General features: G+C 68.8%; 27 protein-coding genes. 6 read left to right on the forward strand and 21 right to left on the reverse strand.

What is annotated here, in order from left to right:
- Window positions 1-16 precede the first annotated feature (16 nt).
- A complete protein-coding gene (gene thyX, locus AB4Z09_RS00530; protein ID WP_114719780.1) occupies window positions 17-769 on the reverse strand; it encodes an FAD-dependent thymidylate synthase in 753 nt (250 codons plus the stop codon).
- Window positions 770-957: 188 nt separating this feature from the next.
- Between thyX and AB4Z09_RS00535 the strand changes: the two genes are divergently transcribed.
- From AB4Z09_RS00535 to AB4Z09_RS00550, 4 genes are all read left to right on the forward strand, one after another.
- Window positions 958-1,767, forward strand: coding sequence for a tyrosine-protein phosphatase (locus AB4Z09_RS00535; RefSeq protein ID WP_442238981.1), 810 nt, complete (start codon window positions 958-960; stop codon window positions 1,765-1,767).
- 70 nt (window positions 1,768-1,837) lie between these two features.
- Window positions 1,838-2,308 (forward strand): hypothetical protein, encoded by a 471-nt coding sequence (locus AB4Z09_RS00540; protein WP_114719776.1) that lies wholly within the window; start codon window positions 1,838-1,840, stop codon window positions 2,306-2,308.
- Between the two features lie 97 nt (window positions 2,309-2,405).
- A complete protein-coding gene (locus AB4Z09_RS00545) occupies window positions 2,406-2,840 on the forward strand; it encodes an SRPBCC family protein (RefSeq protein WP_114719774.1) in 435 nt (144 codons plus the stop codon).
- A gap of 13 nt (window positions 2,841-2,853) precedes the next feature.
- Window positions 2,854-3,519, forward strand: a complete 666-nt coding sequence (locus AB4Z09_RS00550) for a DUF3105 domain-containing protein (RefSeq protein WP_174909707.1) — start codon at window positions 2,854-2,856, stop codon at window positions 3,517-3,519.
- A gap of 5 nt (window positions 3,520-3,524) precedes the next feature.
- Here the strand turns inward: AB4Z09_RS00550 and AB4Z09_RS00555 are convergent, their stop codons facing one another.
- From AB4Z09_RS00555 to AB4Z09_RS00595, 9 genes are all read right to left on the reverse strand, one after another.
- Window positions 3,525-4,010 carry a flavodoxin family protein gene (locus AB4Z09_RS00555; RefSeq protein WP_174909705.1) on the reverse strand — a complete coding sequence of 162 codons (486 nt, stop codon included), beginning with the start codon at window positions 4,008-4,010 and terminating at the stop codon, window positions 3,525-3,527.
- A 5-nt stretch (window positions 4,011-4,015) separates the two neighbouring features.
- Complete coding sequence (locus AB4Z09_RS00560; protein WP_114719768.1) at window positions 4,016-4,483, reverse strand: hypothetical protein; 468 nt, start codon at window positions 4,481-4,483, stop codon at window positions 4,016-4,018.
- Window positions 4,480-5,238, reverse strand: coding sequence for a 4-hydroxy-tetrahydrodipicolinate reductase (gene dapB, locus AB4Z09_RS00565; protein WP_114719766.1), 759 nt, complete (start codon window positions 5,236-5,238; stop codon window positions 4,480-4,482). The genes AB4Z09_RS00560 and dapB overlap by 4 nt, the downstream gene beginning before the upstream one ends.
- Before the next feature lie 84 nt (window positions 5,239-5,322).
- Entirely contained in the window at window positions 5,323-6,195 is an 873-nt protein-coding gene (locus AB4Z09_RS00570; protein WP_442238982.1) for a class I SAM-dependent methyltransferase, read from the reverse strand.
- A 485-nt stretch (window positions 6,196-6,680) separates the two neighbouring features.
- Window positions 6,681-7,787: an alcohol dehydrogenase catalytic domain-containing protein gene (locus tag AB4Z09_RS00575; RefSeq protein WP_442238983.1), complete on the reverse strand. Its 1,107-nt coding sequence runs from the start codon at window positions 7,785-7,787 to the stop codon at window positions 6,681-6,683.
- A gap of 40 nt (window positions 7,788-7,827) precedes the next feature.
- Window positions 7,828-9,177, reverse strand: coding sequence for a M16 family metallopeptidase (locus tag AB4Z09_RS00580; RefSeq protein WP_442238984.1), 1,350 nt, complete (start codon window positions 9,175-9,177; stop codon window positions 7,828-7,830).
- Window positions 9,178-9,324: 147 nt separating this feature from the next.
- The gene (locus AB4Z09_RS00585; protein WP_174909701.1) at window positions 9,325-11,613 is read right to left on the reverse strand and encodes a polyribonucleotide nucleotidyltransferase; all 2,289 of its coding nucleotides are present in this window, start codon (window positions 11,611-11,613) and stop codon (window positions 9,325-9,327) included.
- Window positions 11,614-11,895: 282 nt separating this feature from the next.
- On the reverse strand, window positions 11,896-12,165 hold the full coding sequence (rpsO, locus tag AB4Z09_RS00590) for a 30S ribosomal protein S15 (RefSeq protein WP_031939812.1): 270 nt from the start codon (window positions 12,163-12,165) through the stop codon (window positions 11,896-11,898).
- A gap of 135 nt (window positions 12,166-12,300) precedes the next feature.
- Window positions 12,301-13,272, reverse strand: a complete 972-nt coding sequence (locus AB4Z09_RS00595) for a bifunctional riboflavin kinase/FAD synthetase (protein ID WP_174909699.1) — start codon at window positions 13,270-13,272, stop codon at window positions 12,301-12,303.
- A gap of 227 nt (window positions 13,273-13,499) precedes the next feature.
- Here AB4Z09_RS00595 and AB4Z09_RS00600 point away from each other — a divergent pair, with 227 nt between their 5' ends.
- A complete protein-coding gene (locus AB4Z09_RS00600; protein WP_147283479.1) occupies window positions 13,500-14,171 on the forward strand; it encodes a metal-dependent transcriptional regulator in 672 nt (223 codons plus the stop codon).
- Between the two features lie 52 nt (window positions 14,172-14,223).
- A complete protein-coding gene (locus AB4Z09_RS00605) occupies window positions 14,224-14,634 on the forward strand; it encodes a hypothetical protein (RefSeq protein ID WP_114719750.1) in 411 nt (136 codons plus the stop codon).
- A gap of 9 nt (window positions 14,635-14,643) precedes the next feature.
- Here the strand turns inward: AB4Z09_RS00605 and truB are convergent, their stop codons facing one another.
- From truB to rimP, 11 genes are all read right to left on the reverse strand, one after another.
- Entirely contained in the window at window positions 14,644-15,570 is a 927-nt protein-coding gene (truB, locus tag AB4Z09_RS00610; protein WP_114719748.1) for a tRNA pseudouridine(55) synthase TruB, read from the reverse strand.
- Window positions 15,571-15,619: 49 nt separating this feature from the next.
- On the reverse strand, window positions 15,620-16,294 hold the full coding sequence (npt, locus tag AB4Z09_RS00615; RefSeq protein ID WP_114719746.1) for a 4'-phosphopantetheinyl transferase Npt: 675 nt from the start codon (window positions 16,292-16,294) through the stop codon (window positions 15,620-15,622).
- A gap of 11 nt (window positions 16,295-16,305) precedes the next feature.
- Entirely contained in the window at window positions 16,306-17,229 is a 924-nt protein-coding gene (locus tag AB4Z09_RS00620; RefSeq protein ID WP_442238985.1) for a metallophosphoesterase family protein, read from the reverse strand.
- A gap of 4 nt (window positions 17,230-17,233) precedes the next feature.
- Window positions 17,234-18,601, reverse strand: coding sequence for an MATE family efflux transporter (locus AB4Z09_RS00625; RefSeq protein WP_174909695.1), 1,368 nt, complete (start codon window positions 18,599-18,601; stop codon window positions 17,234-17,236).
- A gap of 1 nt (window position 18,602) precedes the next feature.
- Window positions 18,603-19,604 carry a DHH family phosphoesterase gene (locus AB4Z09_RS00630; RefSeq protein ID WP_174909693.1) on the reverse strand — a complete coding sequence of 334 codons (1,002 nt, stop codon included), beginning with the start codon at window positions 19,602-19,604 and terminating at the stop codon, window positions 18,603-18,605.
- 12 nt (window positions 19,605-19,616) lie between these two features.
- Window positions 19,617-20,102 carry a 30S ribosome-binding factor RbfA gene (gene rbfA, locus AB4Z09_RS00635; RefSeq protein ID WP_174909691.1) on the reverse strand — a complete coding sequence of 162 codons (486 nt, stop codon included), beginning with the start codon at window positions 20,100-20,102 and terminating at the stop codon, window positions 19,617-19,619.
- A gap of 42 nt (window positions 20,103-20,144) precedes the next feature.
- On the reverse strand, window positions 20,145-20,435 hold the full coding sequence (locus AB4Z09_RS00640; protein ID WP_114719738.1) for a DUF503 domain-containing protein: 291 nt from the start codon (window positions 20,433-20,435) through the stop codon (window positions 20,145-20,147).
- 97 nt (window positions 20,436-20,532) lie between these two features.
- Window positions 20,533-23,436 (reverse strand): translation initiation factor IF-2, encoded by a 2,904-nt coding sequence (infB, locus tag AB4Z09_RS00645; protein ID WP_114719736.1) that lies wholly within the window; start codon window positions 23,434-23,436, stop codon window positions 20,533-20,535.
- 203 nt (window positions 23,437-23,639) lie between these two features.
- Entirely contained in the window at window positions 23,640-23,984 is a 345-nt protein-coding gene (locus tag AB4Z09_RS00650) for a YlxR family protein (protein ID WP_114719734.1), read from the reverse strand.
- Between the two features lie 44 nt (window positions 23,985-24,028).
- Entirely contained in the window at window positions 24,029-25,060 is a 1,032-nt protein-coding gene (gene nusA / locus AB4Z09_RS00655) for a transcription termination factor NusA (protein WP_114719732.1), read from the reverse strand.
- A complete protein-coding gene (gene rimP / locus AB4Z09_RS00660) occupies window positions 25,057-25,623 on the reverse strand; it encodes a ribosome maturation factor RimP (protein WP_174909689.1) in 567 nt (188 codons plus the stop codon). Before rimP ends, nusA begins: the two co-directional genes overlap by 4 nt.
- Window positions 25,624-25,718: the final 95 nt, after the last annotated feature.

The following is a 25,718-nucleotide window of genomic DNA, read 5'->3' on the forward strand; positions in this document are numbered from 1 at the left end:
TCGAGGGGTGAGTCCGTCAGCCGACCGTACCGAACTCGCTCGTCGCGACCTCCGAACCGTCGGGCAGCGTGACGATTTCGAAGTCTCCGAACACATTCGGCGCGGCGCTCCGGAGCTGACGCAGACACTCGACGGCGACTCGGCGGATCTCGACATCGGCGTGTTCGGTGGCCCGCATCTCGACGAAATGTCGCCACGCCCGGTAGTTCCCGGTGACCACGACGCGCGTCTCGGTGGCGTTGGGCAACACCGACCGCGCTGCCTGACGCGCCTGCTTGCCGCGTACCGGCGCATTGGGCACATCGGCGAGCTTCTCCTCGAGCGCCGCCAGCAGTTCCGTGTACGCCTCACGGCTGGCCTCGGTCGCCTTCGCGAACAACGCCTCGAGCCGCTCGTCACCGGCGATGGCGGGCGGGACGACCACGTTGGCGTCGTTCTCCCGCACGAATCGCTGCGACAGTTGCGAGTAGGAGAAGTGCCGGTGCCGGATCAACTCGTGCGTGCAGGACCGGGAGATCCCGGTGATGTAGAAGCTGACGCTGCCGTGTTCGAGGACCGACAGGTGGCCCACCTCGAGCAGGTGCCGCAAATACCCGGCGTTGGTGGCGGTGCGGGGGTTGGGCTTGGACCAACTCTGGTAGCAGGCTCGCCCGGCGAACTCGGCGAGGGCCTCGCCGCCGTCGGCGTCGGTCTCCCAGGGGATGTCGTCGGGCGGGAGGAAGTCCGTCTTCGCAATGAGCTGCACCTTCAAGGACACCGCTTGCCGCACCGCACACCCTTCCTCGGTCCTGACCCCACCGGGAACCACAGAACCGCACCCTAGCCCCCGCCGCGTCGGCGGGTCGAGTGAGTCTGCTCAAACGCCACCCCGCAGGTGCCTGGACGGTGTATCAACTGGGTGCACACCGTGTCAGCCGCGGTCGCGGCTCGGCATCCGATCTCGAGAAGGAGCGTCCTGTGGTCCATACCCCAACCCGCGTCCGCGTGATTCGCGCGGCAGCCGCTCTCACCGCCGGTGCTGCACTGTTCGTCGGCGGACCGGTCGGCGCCGCGCTGGCCGCACCGACGACGGTCGCCGCGGCCGACATCGACCACTCGCTCCACCTCGAAGGCGCGCCGAACGCGCGCGACGTGGGCGGGTACACCACCGTCGACGGCAGGACCGTCCGGACCGGCATGGTGTTCCGCACGGACGCGCTCGACAAACTGACCCCGGCGGACCTCGCCGCGCTCGAAGGCCTGGACGTCAAGGTGGTCGACGACCTGCGCACGGTGTACGAGCGGATTCTGCAGCCCGACCGGTTACCCGCCGGCGCGACGGCGAACTGGTACGACGTGCTCGGCCAGGCGCCGATCGAGACGATGGTCGACCTCGGGTCGGCGTACGTCGCATTCATCGACGCCCCCGGCGCCGACGAGGCGTTCGAGGCAGTGCTGCGCGACATCCGCGACACCGACGGCGCCGTGCTGTACCACTGCAGCGCCGGCAAGGACCGGACCGGCTGGACCACCGCAGTGCTGCTGACGATCCTCGGCGTGGACCGGGAAACCGTGAACGCGGACTACATGCTGACGAACCAGTACGTCGACGACAGCGGCTCGAGCATCACCGCCTCGCTCGGCGGCGGCGGAGTGAAGCAGGAGTGGCTCGACACCGCGTTCGCCACCGCCAGGCAGAGGTACGGCAGCTTCGACAACTACGTGCGCCAGGGTCTCGGCCTGACCGACAACGACATTGCGGCGTTGAAGGCCAAACTCCTCGCCTGACATCACCAACCGTCAGTGTGACGCCATTTCGACGATTGACTGACGTCAAAAATGGCGTCACACTGACTTCATGGATCTCACCGAGTACACAGCCCGATTGCGTGACGACCTCGCCGCGGCGGCGGCCCTCGGAGACGAGGACACCCAGCGGATCGCCCAGGCCCTTGCAGGCGCGGTGGAGCGCTCGGCACAGCTGATGCTGGTGTCGGCGCTGTCCGATCTCGCCCGCGAGGCTTCCGACGAGCTCGGCGACCGCACCCTCCACGTTCGTTTCGACGGGACGGACGTCGCGGTCGCGGCGACCCGGCGCCGCCCCGAACCGGGCGACACACCGCCGAGCGACGCCTCCGACACCTACCGCACCATCGAAGATGTCACGGGCGACATCAGCCGCGTGACACTGCGATTGGTCGACCAGATCAAGTCGCGGGCCGAGGAAGCCGCCCTGCAGGACGGGATGTCGCTCAATTCGTGGGTCTCCCAGGCGGTTCAGGGCGCCCTCCGGGATCAGATGCGCCGCAGTCGCCCCGACGACGCCTGAGTCGTTTCTCCTCCATGCGCGCCGACCTGCGGTGATCCCGGCCCCGAGAATGGTCTAATTGCGTCTCATCGTTCACGGGGTAGAGGGAGTGCAGAGCATGGCTGTTTCCGGGGCCAAGGAGTTCGAGGTCAAGGCCGCACCGGCCGACGTCATGGCAGCGATCGCGGCCGTGGACCGGCTTCCCGAATGGTCGTCCGCTCACAAGAAGGTCATCGTCGAGAGCACCCATCCGGACGGCCGCGCGCACCGCGTGCGGATGACCGTGTCGATCATGGGCATCAACGACGAACAGGTCGTCGACTACTCGTGGGACGGCGACACCGGAATGTCCTGGACGCTGGTCGAGAGCACGCAGCAGAACAGCCAGGACGGCGCGTACACCCTCACCCCCAAGGGCGACGGCACGCTGGTGAAGTTCGAGCTCACCGTCGACCCGAAGATCCCGCTGCCGGGCTTCATGCTGAAGAAGGCACGGAACATGGCGCTCGACACCGCCAGCAAGGGCCTCACCAAGTTCGTCGACGGCAAGTAGTCCGGGCACCGACGTGGGCCCCTTCGTCCGGGTCGCGGCAGCGGCGACTGCACTGATCGTGATCGCGGCGACCGCCGGCTGCGGCAGCACGGTCCGCGGCACCGCGGTCGCCGAGCCGTTCGCGCCGACCACCGACAACCCCGACCCCTCACTGGGGATCGAGGGGATCACGGTCATCGAGTACCCGGTGGGTCTCCACGTCCGGCCGCAGCAGCGTGTCGCGTACGACCGGACTCCCCCGTTCGGCGGACCGCACGACGCGGTGTGGGCGGACTGCACCGGAACCGTCTACGACACACCGATCCGCAGCGAGAACGCGGTCCACTCACTCGAGCACGGCGCGGTGTGGATCACGTATGACCCGAAACTCGTCACCGGCACGGACCTCGCCCGGCTCGTCGGTCGCGTCGAGGGGCAGCCGTATCTGATGATGTCGCCGTACCCGGGCCTGTCGGTCCCGATCTCGTTGCAGTCGTGGGGCCACCAACTGGTGGCCGACGGCCCGTCGGACTCGCGGATCGATCACTTCGTCGAGGCACTTCGCTTGAACCGCAACACGTTTCCGGAACCGGGCGCGACGTGCTCAACCCTGCCGGACGTGTTCGACGTCGACAACCCTCCGCCGTTCCAGGCCGGACCGCCGGATCGGTCGTCGCCCGACACGGTTCCGATGAACTGAGGCCGTCAGAGGTCCCCGGCGACGGTGACCGCGACGGTCGCGCCCAGCTCGTAGCAGCGCTCGCGGACCTGCGCGTCGATCGGCCCCGTGATCTCCAGGATCTGCGCGGCCTGCGTCAGTTCCAGCCCGGTGACGATCTTCTGCACCGACTTCACCGCGCCGGCGGTGTCGTTGTTGCCGTGCACCCACAGCCCGTACGGACGCCCGGCCACCGCATCGAGGCACGGGTAGTAGACGGTGTCGAAGAAGTGCTTGAGTGCCCCGGACATGTAACCGAAGTTCGCGGACGTCCCGAACACGTAGCCGTCGGCGCCGAGGACGTCGACGGCGGTCGCGTGCAGCGCCGGCACCGAGCGCACCGTGACGCCGGTGATCTCGGGGTCGCGAGCACCGGCGAGCACCGCCTCGAGCAACTCGCGCGTCGCCGGGGAAGACGTGTGGTGCACCACCAGTAGGGTCTTCTCCGCCTGCCCCGGCGACGCGTCAGCCATCGCGGTCAGCCCTCGCGCTCGAGCTTCTCGAGCGACACGGCGCGTCGCATCGTGTCGCGCGCGCGGCCGCGGTCGCCGGCGTAGTCGTAGGCCCGCGCGAGGCGGTACGAGTTGCGCCAGTTGTCGGGATCGGCTTCCCACTCCTGCTTGACCTGTGCGAACAACGCGTCGGCGGCGTCACGTTCGATCCGGCCGGACGGGCGGCGCGGCAGATCGTCGACGTCGAGCTCGAGGCCCTCGTCGTGCATCCGACGGGCCAGGTGCTGGTGTGCGAGCCCGGACCGGATGGTCGCGACGACCATCCACACGCCGAGCAGTGGCAGGACGAGCACGGCAATGCCGAGGACGACCGGGACGGCACGACCGTCCTGGATCAGCGCGATGCCACGCTGCCCGAGCAGCACGAAGTAGAACGCGAGGGCGACGACGATCGCCGCGATCGCGGCGACCACACGGGTGGACTGGTTCTTCACAGGTCGAGCAGGGGGTCGATACCGACGGTGAGGCCGGGACGCTGCCCGATCTCGCGGACGCCGAGCAGCACGCCGGGGGCGAACGAGTTCCGGTCGATCGAGTCGTGCCGGATCGTCAGGGTCTCGCCCTGCGTGCCGAGCAGCACCTCCTGGTGCGCGACCAGACCGGCCAGGCGTACCGAGTGGACGCGCACGCCGTTCACGTCGGCACCGCGGGCGCCCTCGAGTTCGGTGGTGGTGGCGTCGGGGCTGGGTCCGCGACCGGCCTTCTCCCGCGCCTCGGCGATGAGTGCGGCGGTGCGGTACGCGGTGCCCGACGGCGCGTCGGCCTTGTTCGGGTGGTGCAGCTCGATGACCTCGACCGAGTCGAAGAAGCGTGCCGCGGCGGCCGCGAACCGCATCGACAGCACCGCGCCGATCGCGAAGTTCGGGGCGATCAGCACACCGACGCCCGGCTTCTCGGCCAGCCATGACCGCACCTGCGCGAGGCGGGCGTCGTCGAACCCGGTGGTGCCGACCACGGCGTGAATGCCGTTGGCGATCAGGAACTGCAGGTTGTCCATGACGACGTCGGGGTGGGTGAAGTCGATGACGACCTGTGCGCGCTCGTCGACGAGGTGCTCGATCCGCTCCCCCTGATCGACACCGGCCACCAGTTCGAGGTCGTCGGCCTGCTCGACGGCCTCGCACATCGCGCGGCCCACCTTGCCCTTCGCACCGAGAACACCGACCCTGATGGGTGCTGCTGAAGTCACTTCCACGCTCCGTCCGATCCCGTCGATTCCTTGGGGGAAAGCCTACGGTGCGCCGACCGGTGCCGGACACCGGGACGGGAACAGTCACCGGCGAACAGCGGTGATGAACTGGCTGGACCGCATGGGGTCCTGGTCGGGATTCTCCAGGGTCCGGCCCCACTGCTCCGCGACGTCGGCCGATCGGATCACCTCGACGTCCCACCCGTGCCCCGAAAGCCACTCGGCGGGGCCGAAGTCCGGCTCGTCCGGCCACAGCGCCTCCATGTCGATCCCGAAACGCTTGTTCATGTCGTGGAACTGCGGTTCCTGCAGCATGCCCCGGACGTCGTCGACGTGCTCGATACAGATCCGACTACCCGGCGTCGACAACTCGGTGACCGATCCGAGCAACTGCTCCTTCGCCAAATTCGGCAGGAACGGCATCAGGCCCTCCGCGAGCCACGCCGACGGTCGGGTGCGATCGAAACCCTTGTCCCGCAAGGGAACCACCCATGGCTCCCGAAGATCCACCGCGACGACCCGCCGATCGGACCGCGGGGTCGCGCCCTGCTCGGTCAGAACCTCACCCTTGAACGAGAGCACCTTCGGCGCGTCCAACTCGTAGACAACTGTCCCCGGCCGCCAGTCGAGGCGGTAGGCCCGCACGTCGAGACCGGCCGCCAGCAGCACCACCTGGTCGATTCCGGCCTCACCGGCGGCGGCGAAGTACTCGTCGAAGTACCGCGATCGCACACCCATGTAGTTCGCCATCGATTCCCACGGGATCCCGAGGCCCTCGGCCGCATCCAGTCGCGTCGGCATCGGCACCGGGGGCGCTGCCGCCTCCACGAACGCCTCCGCATACGGGTCCGAGACCAGACCGCCTTCGCGGTGCGTCTCCATCGCGCGTCCCGCCGCGACACCGAGCGCCGTGATCCCCACGCCGGTGACGATGTCCCATTCCGCCAGTTCGTTCATATTCCGTCAGCCCCGTCCATCGCCGTCGACCTCGGCATCGAGGGCGAGGGGGGCCTCCCGCCCGAATCGTCGCAAGCCTGCCGCATCCGGCCCCACGGCACCTCATCGCGGCCGCGAACAATCGGGAAGAACGGTTGCCGCGCAACACCTTCCGGCACCGCCCATGCCGCCGGCCGTCGACGGCAGGATGAATCCGACCGCCCGGACCGACTCGATCTCCAGGCTACTCCCGGGCCAGACCGGCGGTCATCACCTCCGGAACCGCGTCACCAGCGCGGCGATCACGACTGCGACCAGAAGCAGGAGCAGGATTGCCGACCCGACCCTGGTCGCGACAAGACTGTAAACAGGCAGGTGCCCCGGGCCCACCACCACGAATGCGGTCGCCATCCCGGCGAGTACAACCATTCCCGACCACCGCCGACATCGTTCCCCCGTGCCGCCATGCTACGCGCCGGACCGGGCGCCGAACCCGACGATCTGCCTCACTCGAACATGATCACCTGACGCAACGCCGTGCCGTCGGCCAGCGCATCCATGCCCGCGTTGATGTCGTCGAGGGCGATCCGCGACGAGATGAGCCTCTCCACCGGGAGACGACCCCGACGCCACAGATCGGCGTAGACGGGGATATCGCGGGCCGGCACGGCCGAACCGAGGTAGCTGCCGACGATCGTGCGTGCCCCCGCCACGAGGGACAGCGGCGAGATCGACGCCCGCGCGTCCGGCGCCGGCAGACCCACGGTCACCGTCGTGCCGCCGGGCGCCGTCGCCGACACTGCGGCCTCGAAGGCCCGCGCGTTGCCGGCAGCCTCGACGACGACGTCCGCAACCACCCCCTGCTCCGCCAGCTCTCGCGGGGTGAGCACCCGGGTTGCACCGAGTTCGACTGCGGTAGAGAGCTTCTCCGCGACCGCATCGACCCCGATGACCTCGCCGATGTCGGAGGCGACGGCCGTGAGGATCGCGGCCATGCCGACGCCCCCGAGGCCGACCACCAGGACGGACTCTCCTTCGCGCGGACGTCCCGCGTTGAGCACCGCGCCGCCACCGGTGAGCACCGCGCAGCCCAGGACGGCGGCGATCTCCGGCGGGACGTCGTCGTCGACGGGCACCACTGAGTGGCGATTCACCACCGCATGGGTGGCGAACCCGGATACGCCGAGGTGATGGTGCACGATCGAGCCGCCGCGATGCAGGCGGCGTTCACCACCGAGCAGCGTGCCCGCGTTGTTCGCCGCACCGCCCACCGTGCACGGCATCCGGCCGTCGGTCGCACATCCGGCGCACTCGCCGCACCGCGGCAGGAAGGTCATGACGACCCGCTGTCCTTCGACCAGGTCGTCGACGCCCCGGCCCAGTGCCTCGACCCGACCGGCCGCCTCGTGACCGAGCAGCATCGGCACGGGCCGCACGCGACTGCCGTCGACGACGGACAGGTCGGAATGGCACAGTCCCGCGGCCTCGATGCGGACCAGGACCTCGCCCGGTCCGGGCGGATCCAGGTCGAGATCGGTGACCACGATGGGGGCCGATACGGCATACGGCCGCGGCCGCCCGATCTCCTCGAGCACCGCTCCACGAATCCGCATGCCGCTCCCCTTCCCCGGCGGTCACCGGGATGTCAGACCGCTACTGGACGATCCCCCGAACCGATGCGGGCAGGTCCCGCTTGCGCCGGTACGGCCCCACCACCGCGGCCGCGAACGGCCGCTGGAGCAGGACCCGGGCGACGTCACGCACCTCGTCGGTGGTGACCTCGTCGATGCGCGTGAGGGTCTCCGACACCGACTGGTGGTTGCCGTAGTTCAGTTCGCTGCGGCCGATCCGGGTCATCCGTGAGCCCGAATCCTCCAGCCCCAGCACCAGCGAGCCCCGCAGCGAGCCCTTCGCGCGGGCGCACTCGGCGTCGGTGATGCCGTCGGACGCGACGTTCGCGAGCACCTCGCGGATCAGGGTCGCCACCTCGCCGAGGTTCTCCGGCTGGCAGCCGGCGTACACCGAGAAGGCGCCGGTGTCGGCGAAGGTGTCCACCCCCGAGTACACCGAGTAGGCGAGCCCGCGTTCCTCCCGGATCACTTGGAACAGGCGAGAACTCAGACCTCCGCCCACCGCGGCGTTAAGCACCGACAGTGGCCAGCGGTGTCCCTCGTGGCGACCGAACGCCCGCACGCCCAGCGCCAGGTGTGCCTGCTCGCTGTCGCGTTTCGTCAGGCTCAGCGTCGGCGCGGTCCGCAGCCGGATCGCGCCCTCGCGCCGTGGTGCGGGTGATGCGGACCGGTCCAGGTGCCCCACGAAGGCCCGGCGCACCAATTCCACGACATGCTCGTGTTCGACGTTGCCCGCGACCGCGACCACCATGCGATCCGGCGTGTAGCGGCGGACGTGGAACGAATGCAGCTGGCTGCGGGTCATCGACTCGATCGACTCGATGCTGCCGATCACCGGCCGGCCCACGGGGTGGTCACCGAACAGCGCGGTCAGGAACGCGTCCCCGAGAAGATCCTCCGGGTCGTCGTCGCGCATCGAGATCTCCTCGAGCACCACCTGACGCTCGACGTCGACGTCGACCGACCGGCACCGTCCGCGCAGCACGACGTCGCTCACGAGATCCACCGCGAGCGGCAGGTCGTCGTCGAGGACGTGCGCGTAGAAGCAGGTGTGCTCCTTGGACGTGAACGCATTGAGTTCGCCGCCGACCCCGTCCATCACCTGAGCGATGTCGAGCGCCGAGCGGGTGGGGGTGGACTTGAACAGCAGGTGTTCGAGGAAGTGCGCGGCGCCGGCCACGGTGGGCTGCTCGTCGCGTGATCCGACGCCGACCCAGACGCCGATGGACGCCGAACGCACACCCGGGACGTGTTCGGTGACCACCCGGAGGCCACCGGGAAGCTCCGTGCGCTGCACGCCGGTGCGGGGATGCGGATCGAGAGCGGAGCCGGGTCGGGCCTTCAGGGGCTTCGCGCGAAGGGATTGAGCCATGTGGCGGTTCGTGTTTCCTTAAGTCCGGACGATGTCCCGAAAACCTCGGAAGGTGCGGTGAACGTCGATCCACGATACACCCGGGTAAAGGTCCGGCCCCGCACGGACGAACCGTGCGGGGCCGGACCCGGTACTGCTGTGGCCGACCTACTCGGCGGCGGCGTCACCCTCGGCGGGGGCAGCGGAGTCGTCCGCAGCATCCTCCACGGGGATCAGCGAGATCTTGCCGCGGTTGTCGATGTCGGCGATCTCGACGCGGAGCTTGGAGCCCACGTTGACGACGTCCTCGACCTTGGCGATCCGCTTGCCGTTGCCCAGCTTGGAGATGTGCACCAGTCCGTCGCGGCCCGGGAGCAGCGAGACGAACGCACCGAAGGCGGTGGTCTTGACGACCGTGCCGAGGAAACGCTCGCCCACCTTGGGCAGCTGCGGATTGGCGATGGCGTTGATCTTGTCGATCGCAGCCTGCGCGGACGGGCCGTCCGCGGCACCGACGTACACCGTGCCGTCATCCTCGATCGAGATGTTGGCGCCGGTCTCCTCGGTGATCGAGTTGATCATCTTGCCCTTGGGGCCGATGACCTCACCGATCTTGTCCACGGGGACCTTGATGGTCGTGATGCGCGGCGCGAACGGGCTCATCTCGTCCGGGGTGTCGATGGCCTCGGCCATGACCTCGAGGATCGTGGTGCGGGCGTCGTGCGCCTGCGACAGCGCGCCGGCCAGCACCTTCGAGGGGATGCCGTCGAGCTTCGTGTCGAGCTGCAGGGCGGTGACGAAGTTCTTCGTGCCCGCGACCTTGAAGTCCATGTCGCCGAAGGCATCCTCGGCGCCGAGGATGTCGGTGAGCGCGACGTAGCGAGTCTCGCCGTCGACCTCGTCGGAGACCAGGCCCATCGCGATACCGGCGACCGGAGCCTTCAGCGGCACACCGGCGTTGAGCAGCGACAGCGTCGAGGCGCAGACCGAGCCCATCGAGGTGGAACCGTTGGAGCTCAGTGCCTCCGAGACCTGACGGATGGCGTACGGGAACTCTTCCTGGCTGGGCAGCACCGGCATGAGCGCGCGCTCGGCGAGGGCGCCGTGCCCGATCTCGCGACGCTTCGGCGAGCCCACGCGACCCGTCTCACCGGTGGAGTACGGCGGGAAGTTGTAGTGGTGCATGTAGCGCTTGCTGGTCTCGGGGCCCAGCGAGTCGATCTGCTGCGCCATCTTGACCATGTCCAGGGTGGTGACGCCCATGATCTGGGTCTCGCCACGCTCGAACAGCGCGGAACCGTGCGCACGCGGGATCACGGCGACCTCGGCGGACAGCGACCGGATGTCGGTGATGCCACGGCCGTCGATGCGGAACTGGTCGCGCAGGATGCGCTGGCGCACAAGCTTCTTGGTCAGCGAGCGGAACGCAGCGCCGATCTCCTTCTCGCGGCCCTCGAACTGCGGAGCGACCTGCTCGAGCACGTCGACCTTGACCTCGTCGGTCTTGTCGTCGCGCTCCTGCTTGCCGGCGATGGACAGCGCGGCCGTGAGCTTCTCGGTCGCGGCGGCCTCGACGGCGGCGAAGACGTCGTCCTGGTACGCCGGGAACAGCGGGAACTCACCGGTCGGCTTGGCAGCCTTCTCGGCCAGCTGCTGCTGGGCCTGGCACAGGCGAGCGATGAACGGCTTGGCGGCCTCGAGGCCCTCGGCCACGATCGCCTCGGTGGGCGCCTGCGCGCCGCCGTCGATGAGCTCGATGACGTTCTCGGTGGCCTCGGCCTCGACCATCATGATCGCGACGTCGGCGTCGTCACCGGAGCCGGAGACGACGCGGCCCGCGACGACCATGTCGAACACGGCGGTCTCGAGCTGCTCGACCGTCGGGAACGCGACCCACTGGCCCTTCTTGTTGTCCTCGGACGTGATGAGCGCGACACGCACGCCACCGACGGGACCGGAGAACGGCAGACCGGCGATCTGAGTGGACGCGGAAGCGGCGTTGATCGCGACGACGTCGTACAGATCCTTGGGATCGAGGCTCAGGACCGTCACGACGACCTGGATCTCGTTGCGCAGGCCGTCGACGAACGACGGGCGCAGCGGCCGGTCGATCAGACGGCAGGTCAGGATCGCGTCGGTGGAGGGACGGCCCTCACGACGGAAGAACGAGCCGGGGATGCGGCCCGCGGCGTACATGCGCTCCTCGACGTCCACCGTCAGGGGGAAGAAGTCGAAGTGCTCCTTGGGCTGCTTGCTGGCCGAGGTGGCCGACAGCAGCATGGTCTCGTCGTCGAGGTAGGCGACGACGGCGCCGGCGGCCTGCTGAGCAAGGCGACCGGTCTCGAAACGAATGGTGCGGGTGCCGTAGCTCCCGTTGTCGATGACGGCGGAGGACTCGAACACGCCCTCTTCGACCTCGATTGCGGAATTTGCGGAATTCGCGGAATTCTCTGTCATTTCTTTTCTTCTCTTCCCTCTCGTCTTTTGCCGTATCCGCATGGGCGCCGCGACCCTCCTGGTCGCGGCTGCGCACCCCTCACAGTGCGGAGGCGGCCATCGATCGAAGCCTGCCGGATTGCATCCGGAGGGCCACTACCGAAGACCGACGCCACGGCTGCAGGCGCGGGCGGCGGGGGTGGTGCAAACACCGATAGCCAACGAGGCTCAGTCTAAGCATCGACTATGCAAGCCTCGCTGGCTATCGGTGAGGTCGGCGAGCCAACTCGCCGTGTGACCGTCTTATCGGCGCAGGCCGAGACGCTCGATGAGCGAACGGTAGCGGGCGATGTCGACCTTCTGGACGTACTTGAGCAGACGACGACGGCGTCCGACCAGCAGCAGCAGGCCGCGGCGGGAGTGGTGGTCGTGCTTGTGCATCTTCAGGTGCTCGGTGAGATCGACGATGCGCTTGGTGAGCATGGCCACCTGCGCCTCCGGCGAACCGGTGTCGGTCTCGTGCAGTCCGTACTCGCCGAGGATCTGCTTCTTCTGCTCGGTGGTCAATGCCACTTGGTGCACTCCTGTAACTGACGTCCGCGTGAATGGAAATCGGCGATTCCGGCTCGCACCGGACCCCCGACGGGTGCGGCCGCCGCGAACCGCAGCACACACCAGCGGGAAATCCTACCAGGTACGGCGCCTCGGTCAGTGCTCGGCAGCCTCGGTGAGGATCTTGCGGGCCTTCTCGGCGTCGCGGCCCATCTCCTCGATCAGCGCGTCCACCGAGTCGAACTTCTCCATGCCTCGAACGCGCTCGACGAAGTCGACCGCGACGTGCTGGCCGTACAGGTCGGCCTCCCGGTCGAGCACGAATGCCTCGACGGTGCGGGTACGGCCGGAGAAGGTCGGGTTGGTACCCACCGAGACAGCCGCCTGGTAGCGCTGTCCCGGCTCCACCGTGCCCTCGACCGGGCCGGCGCCCAGGACGGTGAACCACGCCGCGTACACGCCGTCCGCGGGAATCGCCGAGTACATCGGCGGTGCGATGTTCGCGGTCGGGAAGCCGAGCCCACGCCCACGACCGTCGCCGTGCACGACGACGCCTTCGACGCGGTGCGGGCGTCCGAGCGCCTCCGTGGCCGCCGCGACGTCTCCCGCGTCGACGCACGAGCGGATGTAGGTCGAGGAGAAGGTGACGGCGTGCTCGGCGAGCAGGTTCACACCGTCGACGGCGAATCCGAACCGCGCGCCCGTCTCACGGAGCAGGTCGACATTGCCGGCCGCCTTGCGACCGAACGTGAAGTTCTCGCCGACGACGACCTCTGCGACATGCAGACGCTCGACCAGGATCTCGTGGACGTACCGCTCGGGAGAGAGCTTCATGAACTCCGTCGTGAAGGGCATGACGCAGAAGACGTCGATTCCCAACTCCTCGGCCAACTCGGCCCGCCGCGGCAGCGTCGTCAGCTGCGCCGGGTGACTACCCGGGCGCACGACCTCCGCCGGATGCGGATCGAATGTCATGAGGACACTGGGAATTCCACGCTCACGAGCCGCGCCGACCGCGCGGGAAATCAGTTGCGCGTGCCCACGGTGCACGCCGTCGAAAACGCCGATCGTCAGGACACAACGCCCCCAGTCCGCCGGCACATCGTCCAGACCTCGCCATCTCTGCACAGGTGGCAGCCTACGGCCACTGCGGACGCCGGTCACGTTCGGACCGACTCTGCGGTGCGAATCCGCTGATCATGTTGCGCGATCAACGAACCGGTCGGCGACTCCGGTGTCCGTTGTGCGCACGGCAGCGGTGTGTCCGACGGGATGTTGATGTGTGTCCCGGGTGACTGTTGCCTAAGCTCGTAACCGTGGCCACGCAGAAGTCAGACGTAACCCCTCCGAGCGAGGTGACCCGCCCGGAGACCTTGTCGTCGGTGGCGCAGGACTACCTCAAGGTGATCTGGACGGTCCAGGAATGGTCGCGCGAGCGGGTGTCGACCAAGCTGCTGGCCGAGCGGATCGGCGTCTCGGCATCCACCGTCTCGGAGGCCATCCGCAAGCTGTCCGACCAGGGTCTGGTCGACCATGCCCGGTACGGTTCGATCGCGCTGACCGACGCCGGCCGGTCCGCGGCCGTGTCGATGGTGCGCCGGCACCGGCTCATCGAGACGTTCCTCGTCAACGAACTCGGGTACGGCTGGGACGAGGTGCACGACGAGGCGGAGGTTCTCGAGCACGCCGTCTCGGACCGCATGATCGACCGGATGGACGCCAAGCTCGGATTCCCCGAGCGCGATCCGCACGGCGATCCCATTCCGGCCGCCGACGGCTCGGTGCCCACGCCGCCGGCCCGCCAGCTCAGCGACTTCCAGGACGGCGATTCCGGGCGCGTCGCCCGCATCTCCGACGCCGATCCGGCGATGCTGCGCTACTTCGACTCGGTCGGGATCGCACTCGACACCGAGATCGCCGTCGTCGAACGTCGCGACTTCGCCGGCACCGTGTCGATCCGGCTCGACGCGCGGCCGGACACCGTCGACCTCGGCAACCCTGCCGCACAGGCCATCTGGCTGGTCTAGGCTCGGCTCACCGCACCACGTCGGGCGGCACACGACCGGAACGAGGTCCGTGATGAACTCAGTCGTCCGTCGGATCGCACGATCGGCCGCGACCGTGTCCGCCATCGGTGCCGTCGCCGTCGCCGGTGCCGGAATCGCCTCCGCGGACGAATGGCCGCCGGTCCCGCCCTACCCCAGCGCCACCGGTCCCGCCGAGTACTACGGCTTCCTGACGCCCACCGACCCGGACTACTGGAATCCGTTCGTCAGCCGCAACCGGCTGACGTCACCCTTCGGCACCAGCACCCGCATCGTGTGCACCGGCTTCCACGGCGTCCTGTCCGAGTGCTGGCAGGCCGACCGCGAGGGAAATCCGCACAAGCTGGTCCACCTGCCGATGGACTACCCCGGATCGATGGGGTCGAACGAGCCCGGTGGCGGGCCGGTGCATTTCGTCTACCCGGGGTTCATTCCGGGCAGCTGAACACCTGCGCTACTGGAGGGTCGCCGGCCGCACCACCATCACCGAACTGGCCCGCTTGCCGCGCTCCTGCAGCAGGGCGATGGTGTGCCCGTTCGGGTCGATCGCCGCGTACACGCCCTTCAACCCGATCGGCTCGAGCCACCGGCCCTGGCTGATCGATTCGGCCTCCTCGGCGGTGATCTGCCGGTGCGGGAACGCCGTCTGTGCGGCCTGGTCGATGTCGAGGCTGACGCCCGGATCGTCCGCGAGCTGGTCCAGGGTGCGGGCATGCTCGAGTGTGAACGGCCCGACGCTGGTGCGTCGCAGCGCCGTCAGATGGCCACCGACTCCGAGCGTCGCACCCAGATCCCGGGCGAGTGCGCGGATGTAAGTGCCGGACGAGCAGTCGACGTCCACGTCGAGGTCGACGAATCCCCCGTCCTCGGACGGCACGTCGCGCCGCGCCAGCACCTCGAAGCGGGAGACCGTCACGGGACGGGCCGCGAGCGTGACCTCCTCCCCCGCACGGATCCGGGCGTGAGCGCGCTGACCGTCGACCTTGATGGCGCTCACACTCGCCGGCACCTGCTGGATGTCGCCGGTGAGCTTGGCAACCTCGGCCGCGATCTGCTCGTCGGTGACGGCCGACGCGTCCGAGGTCGAGAGGACCTCCCCCTCCGCGTCGTCGGTCGTGGTGGCCTGGCCCAGCCGGATCGTCGCGCTGTACGACTTGGTGGTCAATGCCAGCAGTCCTAGCAGCTTGGTCGCTCGTTCCACACCGAGGATCAGCACACCGGTCGCCATCGGGTCGAGGGTTCCGGCGTGGCCCACCTTGCGGGTGTTGAGCAGCTTCCGGCACCGGGCGACCACGTCGTGGCTGGTCATCCCCGCATCCTTGTCGACGATCAGCAGGCCGGCGCCGACGAGGCCGGAGGACGGTTTTTGAGACTTGGACACGTGGTCCGATTCTGCCAGCCGCCGGTCGGATCACCGACTCGGCTCCTACTCAGCTCACCGAGATGGCCGTGACGATCAGCCCGTCCGACACCAGCCAGCGGCCGTCGAAGCTGACCAGCGGCGCTGATCCGTCGGTCGTTCCGCCCGGCACCAGAAGCCTCGAATGGAAGGAACCCATCGCCCCACCGCCGGCGCTTTCGGTCCCGCCGGTGAACGTGATGTGTGCGTCCTCGAAACCGAGCCAGCGCCGCGTCAGTGGGAACCACGCCTTGTAGGTGGCCTCCTTGGCGCAGAACAGCAGCCGATCCCAGTGCACGACGGCCGGGTCGACGCCGGTGAGCCACTCGCGTTCCTCGGGCAGGCTCACGGCGTCAAGAACGCCGTCGGGCAGTGGCCCGTTCGGCTCGGCGTCGATGCCGACGCTGCGGACCTGCATCGCGTAGCCGAGGACCGCGGCGCGGTAGCCGTCGCAGTGCGTCAGGCTCCCCACGACGCCCCGCGGCCACACGGGAGAACCGTTGTCGCCCCGCAGAATCGGGGCCGGTTCCATCCCCAGGTCCGCCATAGCGAGCCGGGCGCAGTGGCGGGCGCCGATGAACTCGCGGCGGCGCTTCTCGACCGCCTTCGCGATCAGCGACTCCTCCTGCGGATGCGGCTGCAGGCCGGGCGGGTCCTCGAACAGCTCCGCCGAGGCGACACCGGTGGGCAGAATGCGCTCGATCAACCCAGTTCCTCTCAACGCTGCGCTCTCATCCGCTCGTACTCCGCTTCCTGCTCCGCGGTGATCCGAAAGTGTCCGCCGAACTTGTTCAGGGTGCCGGGCGCGTAGTCCGGCACCGGCAGGATCTGGCGCAGCAGCTTGTCGGGCAGGCCGCGGCGCTGCCACTCGCGCGGGTAACCGACGGACACCTCCTCGAACCGCACCCCGTCGTAGTACGTCGTGCGGGGAATGTGGAGGTGGCCGTACACACAGCACACGGCGTTGTAGCGGGTATGCCAGTCCTTGGTCGCCTCGGTGCCGCACCACAGCGCGAACTCCGGGTAGTACAGGACGGCGGTGGGCTCACGGACCAGCGGGAAGTGGTTGATCAGGACGGTCGGGACCGACGGGTCCAGGGCGTCGAGTCGCCGCCGGGTCTCCTCGATCCGGGCCCGACACCAGGCGTCCCGGGTCGCGTAGGGCTCCGACGACAGCAAGAACTCGTCGGTGGCCACGACGTTCTTGTCCCGCGCGATGCGCAGGCCGTCGGCCTTGTCGATCGCCCCGGCCGGCAGGAACGAGTAGTCGTAAAGCAGGAACATCGGCACGATCGTGGCGGGACCGCCCTCGCCCTCCCACACCGGGTACGGATCCTCCGGCGTCAGCACGCCGATCTCGCGGCACATGTCGACGAGGTAGTCGTAGCGGGCTTTCCCGTGCATCTGCACCGGATCCTTGGCGGTGGTCCACAACTCGTGGTTGCCGGGCACCCAGATCACCTTCGCGAAACGACTCTTCAGCAACGTCAGTGCCCAGCGGATGTCGTCGGTCTTCTCCGAGACGTCGCCCGCGACGATCAGCCAGTCGTCGGGCGAGTCCGGGAAGATCTCCTCGGTGATCGGACGATTCCCCCGGTGTCCGACGTGTGTGTCGCTCACCGCCATCAACTTCCCTGCCACACCACTACCCTTTCGTCTCCCGGAACTGGAGATCGGAACCCCCGACGGCCCAGCGGCCCGACGCTGTGCGCCACAACACAGCGAACATCCGCAGCATGAGGAACACAGTAAGCCCCGTCCAGATTCCGGCCAGTCCCCAGTCCCAGGCCAGCGACGCCCAGATGAGCGGGAGGAATCCGACAAGTGCGCAGGCCAGCGTCGCGGTCCGCAGGAACGCGGCATCGCCCGCACCCAGCAACACGCCGTCGAGCGCGAACACCACGCCCGCGACCGGCGTGATGCCGACGAAGAACCACCACGCCACCGCCGCCTGGTCGAGCACGGCGGGATCCTCGGTGAACAGCGCCGGGATCACCGTGTGCCCGGCCGCGAACACCAGGGCCAGCACCATCGCGAACACCGCCGACCAACGCGTCAGACGCCACGCGAGCCGCTTCGCTCCGCGCACGTCGCTGCGGCCCAGTGCGGCCCCCACCAGGGTCTGCGCGGCGATCGCGAGCGAATCGAGCGTCAGCGACACCAGGTTCCACAGCTGCAGCACCACCTGGTGGGCGGCGACAGACGCGGCACCGAACCGCGACGCGACAGCCGCCGCCGACAGGAAGCACGCCTGGAAGGCCAGGCTCCGCAGGATCAGATCGCGGCCGAGGACCATCTGCGCCCGCATGATCCCGGCGCGCGGCCGCAGCGGCACACCAGAGCGCAGCAACGCCACCCCGAACAGCACCGCCGACGTCGCTTGACCCGCGACGTTCGCGATCGCCGACCCGACCAACTCGAGCCGGGGCGCCCCGGCCACGCCGTGCACCAGCAGCACACACAGCACCGCCGAGATCGCCTGCCCCACCAGTACGAACCGCAAGGGCCGCATGGTGTTCTGCACACCGCGCATCCAGCCGTTGCCGGCCATCGCGACCAGAATCAGGGGCGCCCCGAACACCGCGACACGCAGCCATTGCTCCGCCTCGGAGGCAATGTCGCCGGACCCCGCGATCAGCGACGTGATGGGCCCGGCCAGCAGTTGGACGACGGCGACGAGCGCCGCGCCGATGCCGAGGGCCAGCCACGTGGCCTGCACACCCTCCCCGACCGCGTCCCGTTCCCGGCCGGCGCCGTGCATGCGCGACGCCCGCGCGGTGGTCCCGTACGAGAGGAACGTGAGCTGGGTGCTGACCTGGGCGAGGACGAGCCCGCCGACGGCGAGGCCCGCGAGCGCGAGGGCACCGAGATGCCCGACGACGGCGATGTCGAGCAGGAGGTAGAGCGGCTCCGCGGCGAGAACGCCGAGCGCGGGCAGCGCGAGCCCGAGGATCCGGCGGGCCCCGACGTCGCCCTCGGCGATCTCGGTGGTGCGGTCTGTCGTGCCGGTCAAGTCAGCCGAGGGTTTCCTGCAACGCGGCGACGACCGATTCGCTGGTGCCCGTCGCGGTGTAGCCGGCCGCGAACCGGTGCCCGCCGCCCCCGAGCCGTTCCGCGACCGCAGAGACGTCCACCGACTCCTTCGAGCGCAGCGACACCGACCACACGTCCGGCGCGGACTCCTTGAACACCGCCGCGACCTCCGCCTCGGAGGTGGTGCGCACGATGTCGATGACGCTCTCGACTTCCTCGGACCCGAGTCCGGCGGAGTCGGCGCAGCGGATCACCGCGTGCACCAGTCCGCGGCCGTCCGCGGCGTCCGGCACCAGGGCCGCCGACGACAGCACGGAGCCGAGCATCGGCAGCCAGCCGAACGGGTGGGTGTCGAGCAGTCGGCGCGCAATGGCGGCGCCGTCGATGCCGGTGCCGAGCAGTCGCTCGGCGAGGGTGTGTGTGCCCGGCTGCACCCAGCGGAAGCATCCGCTGTCGGTCACGAGTCCGGCGTACAGGCAGTGCGCGAGGTCGGCGTCGATCTCCACACCCCACAGGTCGAATATTTCCGCCAGCACGGCCGTGGTCGCCTCGGCGGACTCGTCGACCAGGTTGAACATCCCGAAACGGGTGTTGGACCGGTGATGGTCGATCACCAGCGACCGCCGCGCCCCGCCCAGACGGGACGCCAGCTTGCCGAGCCGTCCCGTGCTGCCGCAGTCGACGGTGACGAGTAGATCGACGTCCTCGTCGACGTCGTCCGCCGGAACCAGCAGGTGCGTGCCGGGCAGACCCGACATCGACACCGGCAGGTCAGCGGGCGCCGCGAACGACACCTGGACCGGAATTCCCTTGCGCTCGAAGACCATTCCGAGAGCAAGACCGCTACCGATCGTGTCGGCATCGGGTTGGAGGTGGCAGAGGATCGTCACCGACGTCGCACCCGCCAGCACCTCGACCGCATCCTGCGCATGCAGGTTCTGCGGGCCGAGGGCCGGGGGCGAGGTTTCCGAGCAGTGGGTCATGGGCGCCGCGGGTCAGTTGTCCTCGGACGAGGACACGTCCCCGCCGGCAGACTCGTCGCCGTCGGCCGCGCGCGACTCCTTGTAGGGGTCGGCGTCGCCCGCCGGCTGCGCGTTCTCCCGGGCACGTGCCACGGCATCGTCCGCGGCGCGCGCACGAGCGAGCAGCTCTTCCATGTGCCGAGCGGTGTCCGGCACGGTGTCCGCGACGAACGTCAGGGTCGGCGTGAACCGCACCCCGGTCCCGGCGCCCACCTTGGAGCGGAGCACACCCTTGGCCTTCTCGAGACCGGCGGCGGCACCCGCGACGTCGGGTTCGGACTCGAGGTCCGCCCCCATCACCGTGTAGTACACGGTGGCGTCGTGCAGATCGGCCGTGACCTTCGCGTCGGTGATGGTCACGAAGGCCAGACGCGGGTCCTTGATCTCGTGGTCGATCGCCGTCGCGACGATCGTGCTGATTCGCTTAGCGAGCCTGCGTGCGCGTGCAGGATCTGCCATGGCAATCAGTCTCCTCTCTGGGATATCTCCGCCGTCAGCCCGTTAATCCTCGGGGCCGAAAATTCTTCGTCGAACTGCCAGCAACTGCAGTTCCGGTCGTCCAGCGACGTGCCGCTCGCACTGATCCAGCACCTCGTGGACATGATCGACCCCCGAACTGGCCACCGCGACACCGAGCAGGGCCCGCCTGTAGCGGTCCTGCTCGCCGGTCTCGGCAGCTGACACCCCATATCGGCGCAATTCGGTCAGAACCGGTCGGACCAGCGACCGCTTCTCCTTCAATGACCGCACATCGCCGAACAGGATGTCCATCTCGAGCGCACCGAGATACACCAGTCCTCCCTCCGGTGTGAGATGTCGACTACCGGCACAGCCGGAGTGTCCCTCCCCGGTGACACCAGGCCACCGGGGAGGGACACGTGCGGTGCGACTAGTCCCGCGGCTTCTCGCGAAGCTCGTAGGCCTCGATCACGTCGCCGACCTTGATGTCGGAGTACGTGACGGTCAGACCGCACTCGTAGCCCTCGCGGACCTCGGTCGCGTCGTCCTTCTCCCGCTTGAGCGACGAGATCGTCATCGTCTCGGCGATCACCGCGTTGTCACGGATCAGGCGTGCCTTCGCGTTGCGGCGCACGATGCCCGAGGTGACGAGGCAGCCGGCGATGTTGCCGATCTTCGAGGAGCGGAACATGGCACGGATCTCGGCCTTGCCCAGCGACACCTCCTCGTAGACCGGCTTGAGCATGCCCTTGAGGGCCTTCTCAACCTCGTCGATGGCCTGGTAGATCACCGAGTAGTACCGGATGTCGACGCCCTCGCGGTTCGCCAGCTCCGTCGCCTTGCCTTCGGCACGGACGTTGAAGCCGATGATGATCGCGTTGGACGCGGACGCCAGGTTGACGTTGGTCTCGGTGATGCCACCGACACCGCGGTCGATCACGCGCAGCTGCACCTCGTCGTCGATCTCGATCCCCATGAGGGCCTCTTCCAGCGCCTCGACGGTGCCGGAGTTGTCGCCCTTGAGGATGAGGTTGAGCTCGTTGTGCTCCTTGAGCGCGGCATCCAGATCTTCCAGGCTGATGCGCTTGCGGCTGCGGGCAGCGAGCGCATTGCGCTTGCGTGCATTACGCCGGTCCGCGATCTGGCGGGCGATCCGGTCCTCGTCGACCACGAGCAGGTTGTCGCCTGCGCCGGGGACCGACGTGAAGCCGACGACCTGGACGGGACGCGAAGGCAGTGCCTCCTCGACGTCGTCTCCGTGCTCGTCGATCATGCGACGGACGCGGCCGTAGGCGTCGCCCGCGACGATCGAGTCGCCGACCCGCAGGGTGCCGCGCTGGATGAGCACGGTCGCCACGGGACCACGGCCACGGTCGAGGTGCGCCTCGATCGCGACACCCTGGGCATCCATGTCCGGGTTGGCGCGCAGATCCAGGGAGGCATCCGCGGTCAGCAGCACCGCTTCCAGGAGGGCATCGATGTTGGTGCCCTGCTTGGCCGAGATGTCGACGAACATGGTGTCGCCGCCGTACTCCTCGGTGACGAGGCCGTACTCGGTGAGCTGCTGGCGGATCTTGTCCGGGTTCGCCCCCTCCTTGTCGATCTTGTTCACCGCGACCACGATCGGCACGTCGGCCGCCTGGGCGTGGTTGATCGCTTCCACCGTCTGCGGCATGACGCCGTCGTCGGCTGCGACCACGAGAATCGCAAGGTCGGTGGCCTTGGCACCACGCGCACGCATGGCCGTGAAGGCCTCGTGACCCGGGGTGTCGATGAAGGTCACCAGACGCTCGTTGCCGTCCAGTTCGGTCAGCACCTGGTAGGCGCCGATGTGCTGGGTGATGCCACCGGCCTCGCCCTCGCGGACGTTGGCCTTGCGGATCGTGTCGAGCAGGCGGGTCTTGCCGTGGTCGACGTGACCCATGACGGTGACCACCGGCGGACGCGACTCGAGGTCGTCCTCGTTACCGGCATCCTCGCCGTAGGTGAGGTCGAACGACTCGAGCAGCTCGCGGTCCTCGTCCTCCGGGCTCACGACCTGGACGACGTAGTTCATCTCGCCGCCGAGCAGCTCGAGGGTCTCGTCGTTCACCGACTGAGTGGCCGTGACCATCTCGCCGAGGTTGAACAGCGCCTGGACCAGTGCCGACGGGTTCGCGTCGATCTTCTCCGCGAAGTCGGAGAGGGATGCGCCGCGAGCGAGACGGATGGTCTCACCGTTGCCACGGGGCAACCGCACGCCGCCGACGGCGGGCGCCTGCATGGAATCGTATTCCTGACGCTTCTGCCGCTTCGACTTACGACCGCGACGCGGAGCGCCACCGGGGCGACCGAAGGCGCCCGCGGCACCGCCGCGACCACCCGGACGTCCGCCGCCGCCACCGGGGCGACCGCGGAATCCACCGGGAGCGCCGGCACCTGCACCGGCACCGGGAGCACCGGCACCGGGAGCGCCGCCACCGCGGTAGCCACCGCCACCACCACCCGGACGACCGCCGGGAGCGCCGGGACGGCCGCCGCCGGGACGACCCGCACCGGGTGCGGGACGCGACGAGCGGGCCGGCATCGCACCGGGGCTCGGACGGGGAGGCATGGATCCGGGGCTGGGACGGGGGCCGCCCTGGCCGGGAGCCGGACGCGGGCCACCGGGACCTGCGGCCGGGCGCGGAGCGCCGGGAGCACCCGGACGCGGGGCACCGCCCTGCGGACCCGGACGCGGAGCACCCGGACGCGGGGCACCGGGTGCCGGGCGCGGAGCCGGACGGTCGGCGGGAGCCGAGGAGTACGGGTTGTTACCGACGCGCGGCGGCTTGGGGCCGGGGCGCGGACCACCGGGCTTGGGGCCCGGAGCGGTCGGGGCTGCTGGAGCCGGAGCGGCCGAGGCCGCCGGAGCTGCCGGAGCAGCGGGCGCGGCCGGAGCAGCGGGTGCCTGCGGGGCAGGCTTCGGCGCCGGCGTGGGTGCCGGGCCGGGGCGCGGACCGGGCACCTTGGCGGCCGGAGCGCTGGGAGCGGCCGGAGCCGCCGGGGTTTCTGCCGCCGGGGCCGCGGGAGCGGCCGGAGCGGGCTTGGGGCCGGGGCGCGGGGCACCGGGCTTGGGCGCGACCGCACCGGGCTTGGCGGACGGACGCGGAGCACTGTCCGAGCCTTCCGTCTTGCCTTCGGTCTGCGACTTCGCGGACGGGAACGACTCCCGCAGACGACGCGCGACGGGCGCCTCCACCGTGGAGGACGCCGACTTCACGAACTCGCCCTGCTCCTTGAGCCGTGCGAGTAGTTCCTTACTTGTGACACCGAGTTCTTTCGCCAACTCGTGCACGCGGGCCTTGCCTGCCACTGCTCTCCTCTACTGAGAGGTCGAGCGAGCGACTTGCCCGCACGACCTCGGTTATCTCCGATGGACGTTCATCGCTGGTGCTTCACGGTGTGCTCATGAGTGCTTGTGCCTGTTCTCTGAGGTACTGCTCGACATTCCCGAGTGTTGTGCAACCCGAGAGGTCCCGAGTGGTACTACGTCCTGCGTGATCACTGTGCCTGTTTTCACAGGTTCGAATGACCCGCCTTCGATGTCTCGAACATCCCGCCCGGCTCGGTCAGCCGGTCGAGTTCCGAGGAATCCAGACTTCCGGACACCCGTAGTGCTCTGCCGAATGCTCGGCGCCGACCCGCCTCAGCCAGGCACTTCGGGTCGAGGTGCAACCACGCACCGCGCCCTGGGAGCCTTCGCTTCGGATCGGGGGTGAGGACGAATCCACCGGACTCGGCCTCCCGCGCCACGACCCTGAGCAGGTCGGCGGCCAGCCCTTTCTGCCTGCATCCAACGCACGTCCGCACCGGTTCACCGGCTTGGACACGCGTAGACACCGACAGTTCACGCTGAACCATCGACCACTCTACCGCTGTATTGGCGTGAACTCCGCATTCTGTTTCTAAGCACCCGTCGTTTCGCGACCGACCTGTGACTCGGGGCCCGGGGCGGCGTCACTGCGGATGTCGATACGCCACCCGGTCAACCGTGCAGCGAGACGCGCATTTTGCCCCTCCTTGCCGATGGCCAGCGACAGCTGGAAATCGGGGACGACGACCCGCGCAGCCCGCGCATCGGGATCCACCACAGTGACGGACACCACTTTCGACGGCGACAGCGCGTTGCCGACGAACTTCGCCGGATCCTCGTCGTAGTCGATGATGTCGATCTTCTCACCGGCGAGTTCGCTCATGACGTTTCGCACGCGCTGACCCATCGGGCCGATGCACGCGCCCTTCGCGTTCAGCCCCTGCACGCGGGAGTGAACCGCGATCTTGGACCGGTGGCCGGCTTCGCGCGCGACCGCGATGATCTCGACCGAGCCGTCGGCGATCTCGGGAACCTCGAGGGCGAACAACTTGCGGACCAGATTCGGGTGGGTCCGCGACAGCGTGATCTGCGGCCCACGCTGACCCCGGGAGACCCCGACGACGTAGCACTTGATCCGGTCGCCGTGCTCGTAGGTCTCCCCCGGCACCTGCTCGGCCGGCGGGATCAGACCCTCGGCCCCGTTGGCCTCGCTACCGATCCGCACGACGACCATGCCGCGCGCGTTAGCGCGGGTGTCGCGCTGGATCACGCCGCCGACGATCTCACCTTCGTGGGTGGCGTACTCGCCGAAGCTGCGCTCGTGCTCGGCGTCACGCAGGCGCTGGAGGATGACCTGACGAGCCGTGGTCGCGGCGATACGCCCGAAGCCCTCCGGGGTGTCGTCCCACTCCTCGCCGACACGATTGCCGTCCGCATCGACCTCGTGCGCCATGACTCGCACGATGCCGGTCTTGGTATCGACGTCGATACGCGCGTGGGGCTGGTGTCCCTCGGTGTGTCGGTACGCGGTGATCAGAGCCGTCTCGATCGCCGCGATGATCGTGCCCGCGGAGATTCCCTTGTCCGTCTCGATTGCCCGCAGCGCGGCGATATCGATATTCACTTGTCCGACCCTTCTACTTCTTCGTTCGACGCATCCGCGTCCGCAGGTGCGACACGACCCTCCGGGATTCCACCCGCAAGCTCGATCTCCCTCGCATCGGGTCGCGAGAATTCCACCTGCACAACAGCTTTCCTGACATCTTCCAGTTCCACACGACGCACCGTCGGGCCACCCTTGGCCTTGACGACGACATCGACACCACCGTCGGCGAGCTGGCCGATCCGGCCGGTCACGGACTCGGATTCGAGTTCGATCAACGCCTTGCGCCCCTGGGCGCGCCGCCAGTGGCGCTCCTCGGTGAGCGGCCGGTCGATACCCGGCGACGTCACCTCGAGCGTGTACGGGGACTCACCGAAATCCGAGGCGGCGTCGAACACGTCGGAGATGACGTGGCTGAGCCGGGCGACCGCGTCGAGTTCGAGCCCGGCGTCACTGTCGACCATGACGCGGACCGAGCTGTGCCGGCCCGCGAGTGTGATCGTCACATCCTCGAGGTCGTAGCCCTCACGCTCGACAGGTTCGGCGAGAAGCTCGATAACCCTCTCCCTCGACGGCACCGGCATCTGGGACGCTCCTCGCTTCAGTTGTGGTCATCACTGACGTGTGGTGGTCTCACCCTGCGCCGATCGACTTCGTCGTCGCAGGACGGTACGCACCA

The organism is Rhodococcus sp. TAF43, assembly GCF_052113525.1.
GTDB lineage: Bacteria > Actinomycetota > Actinomycetes > Mycobacteriales > Mycobacteriaceae > Prescottella.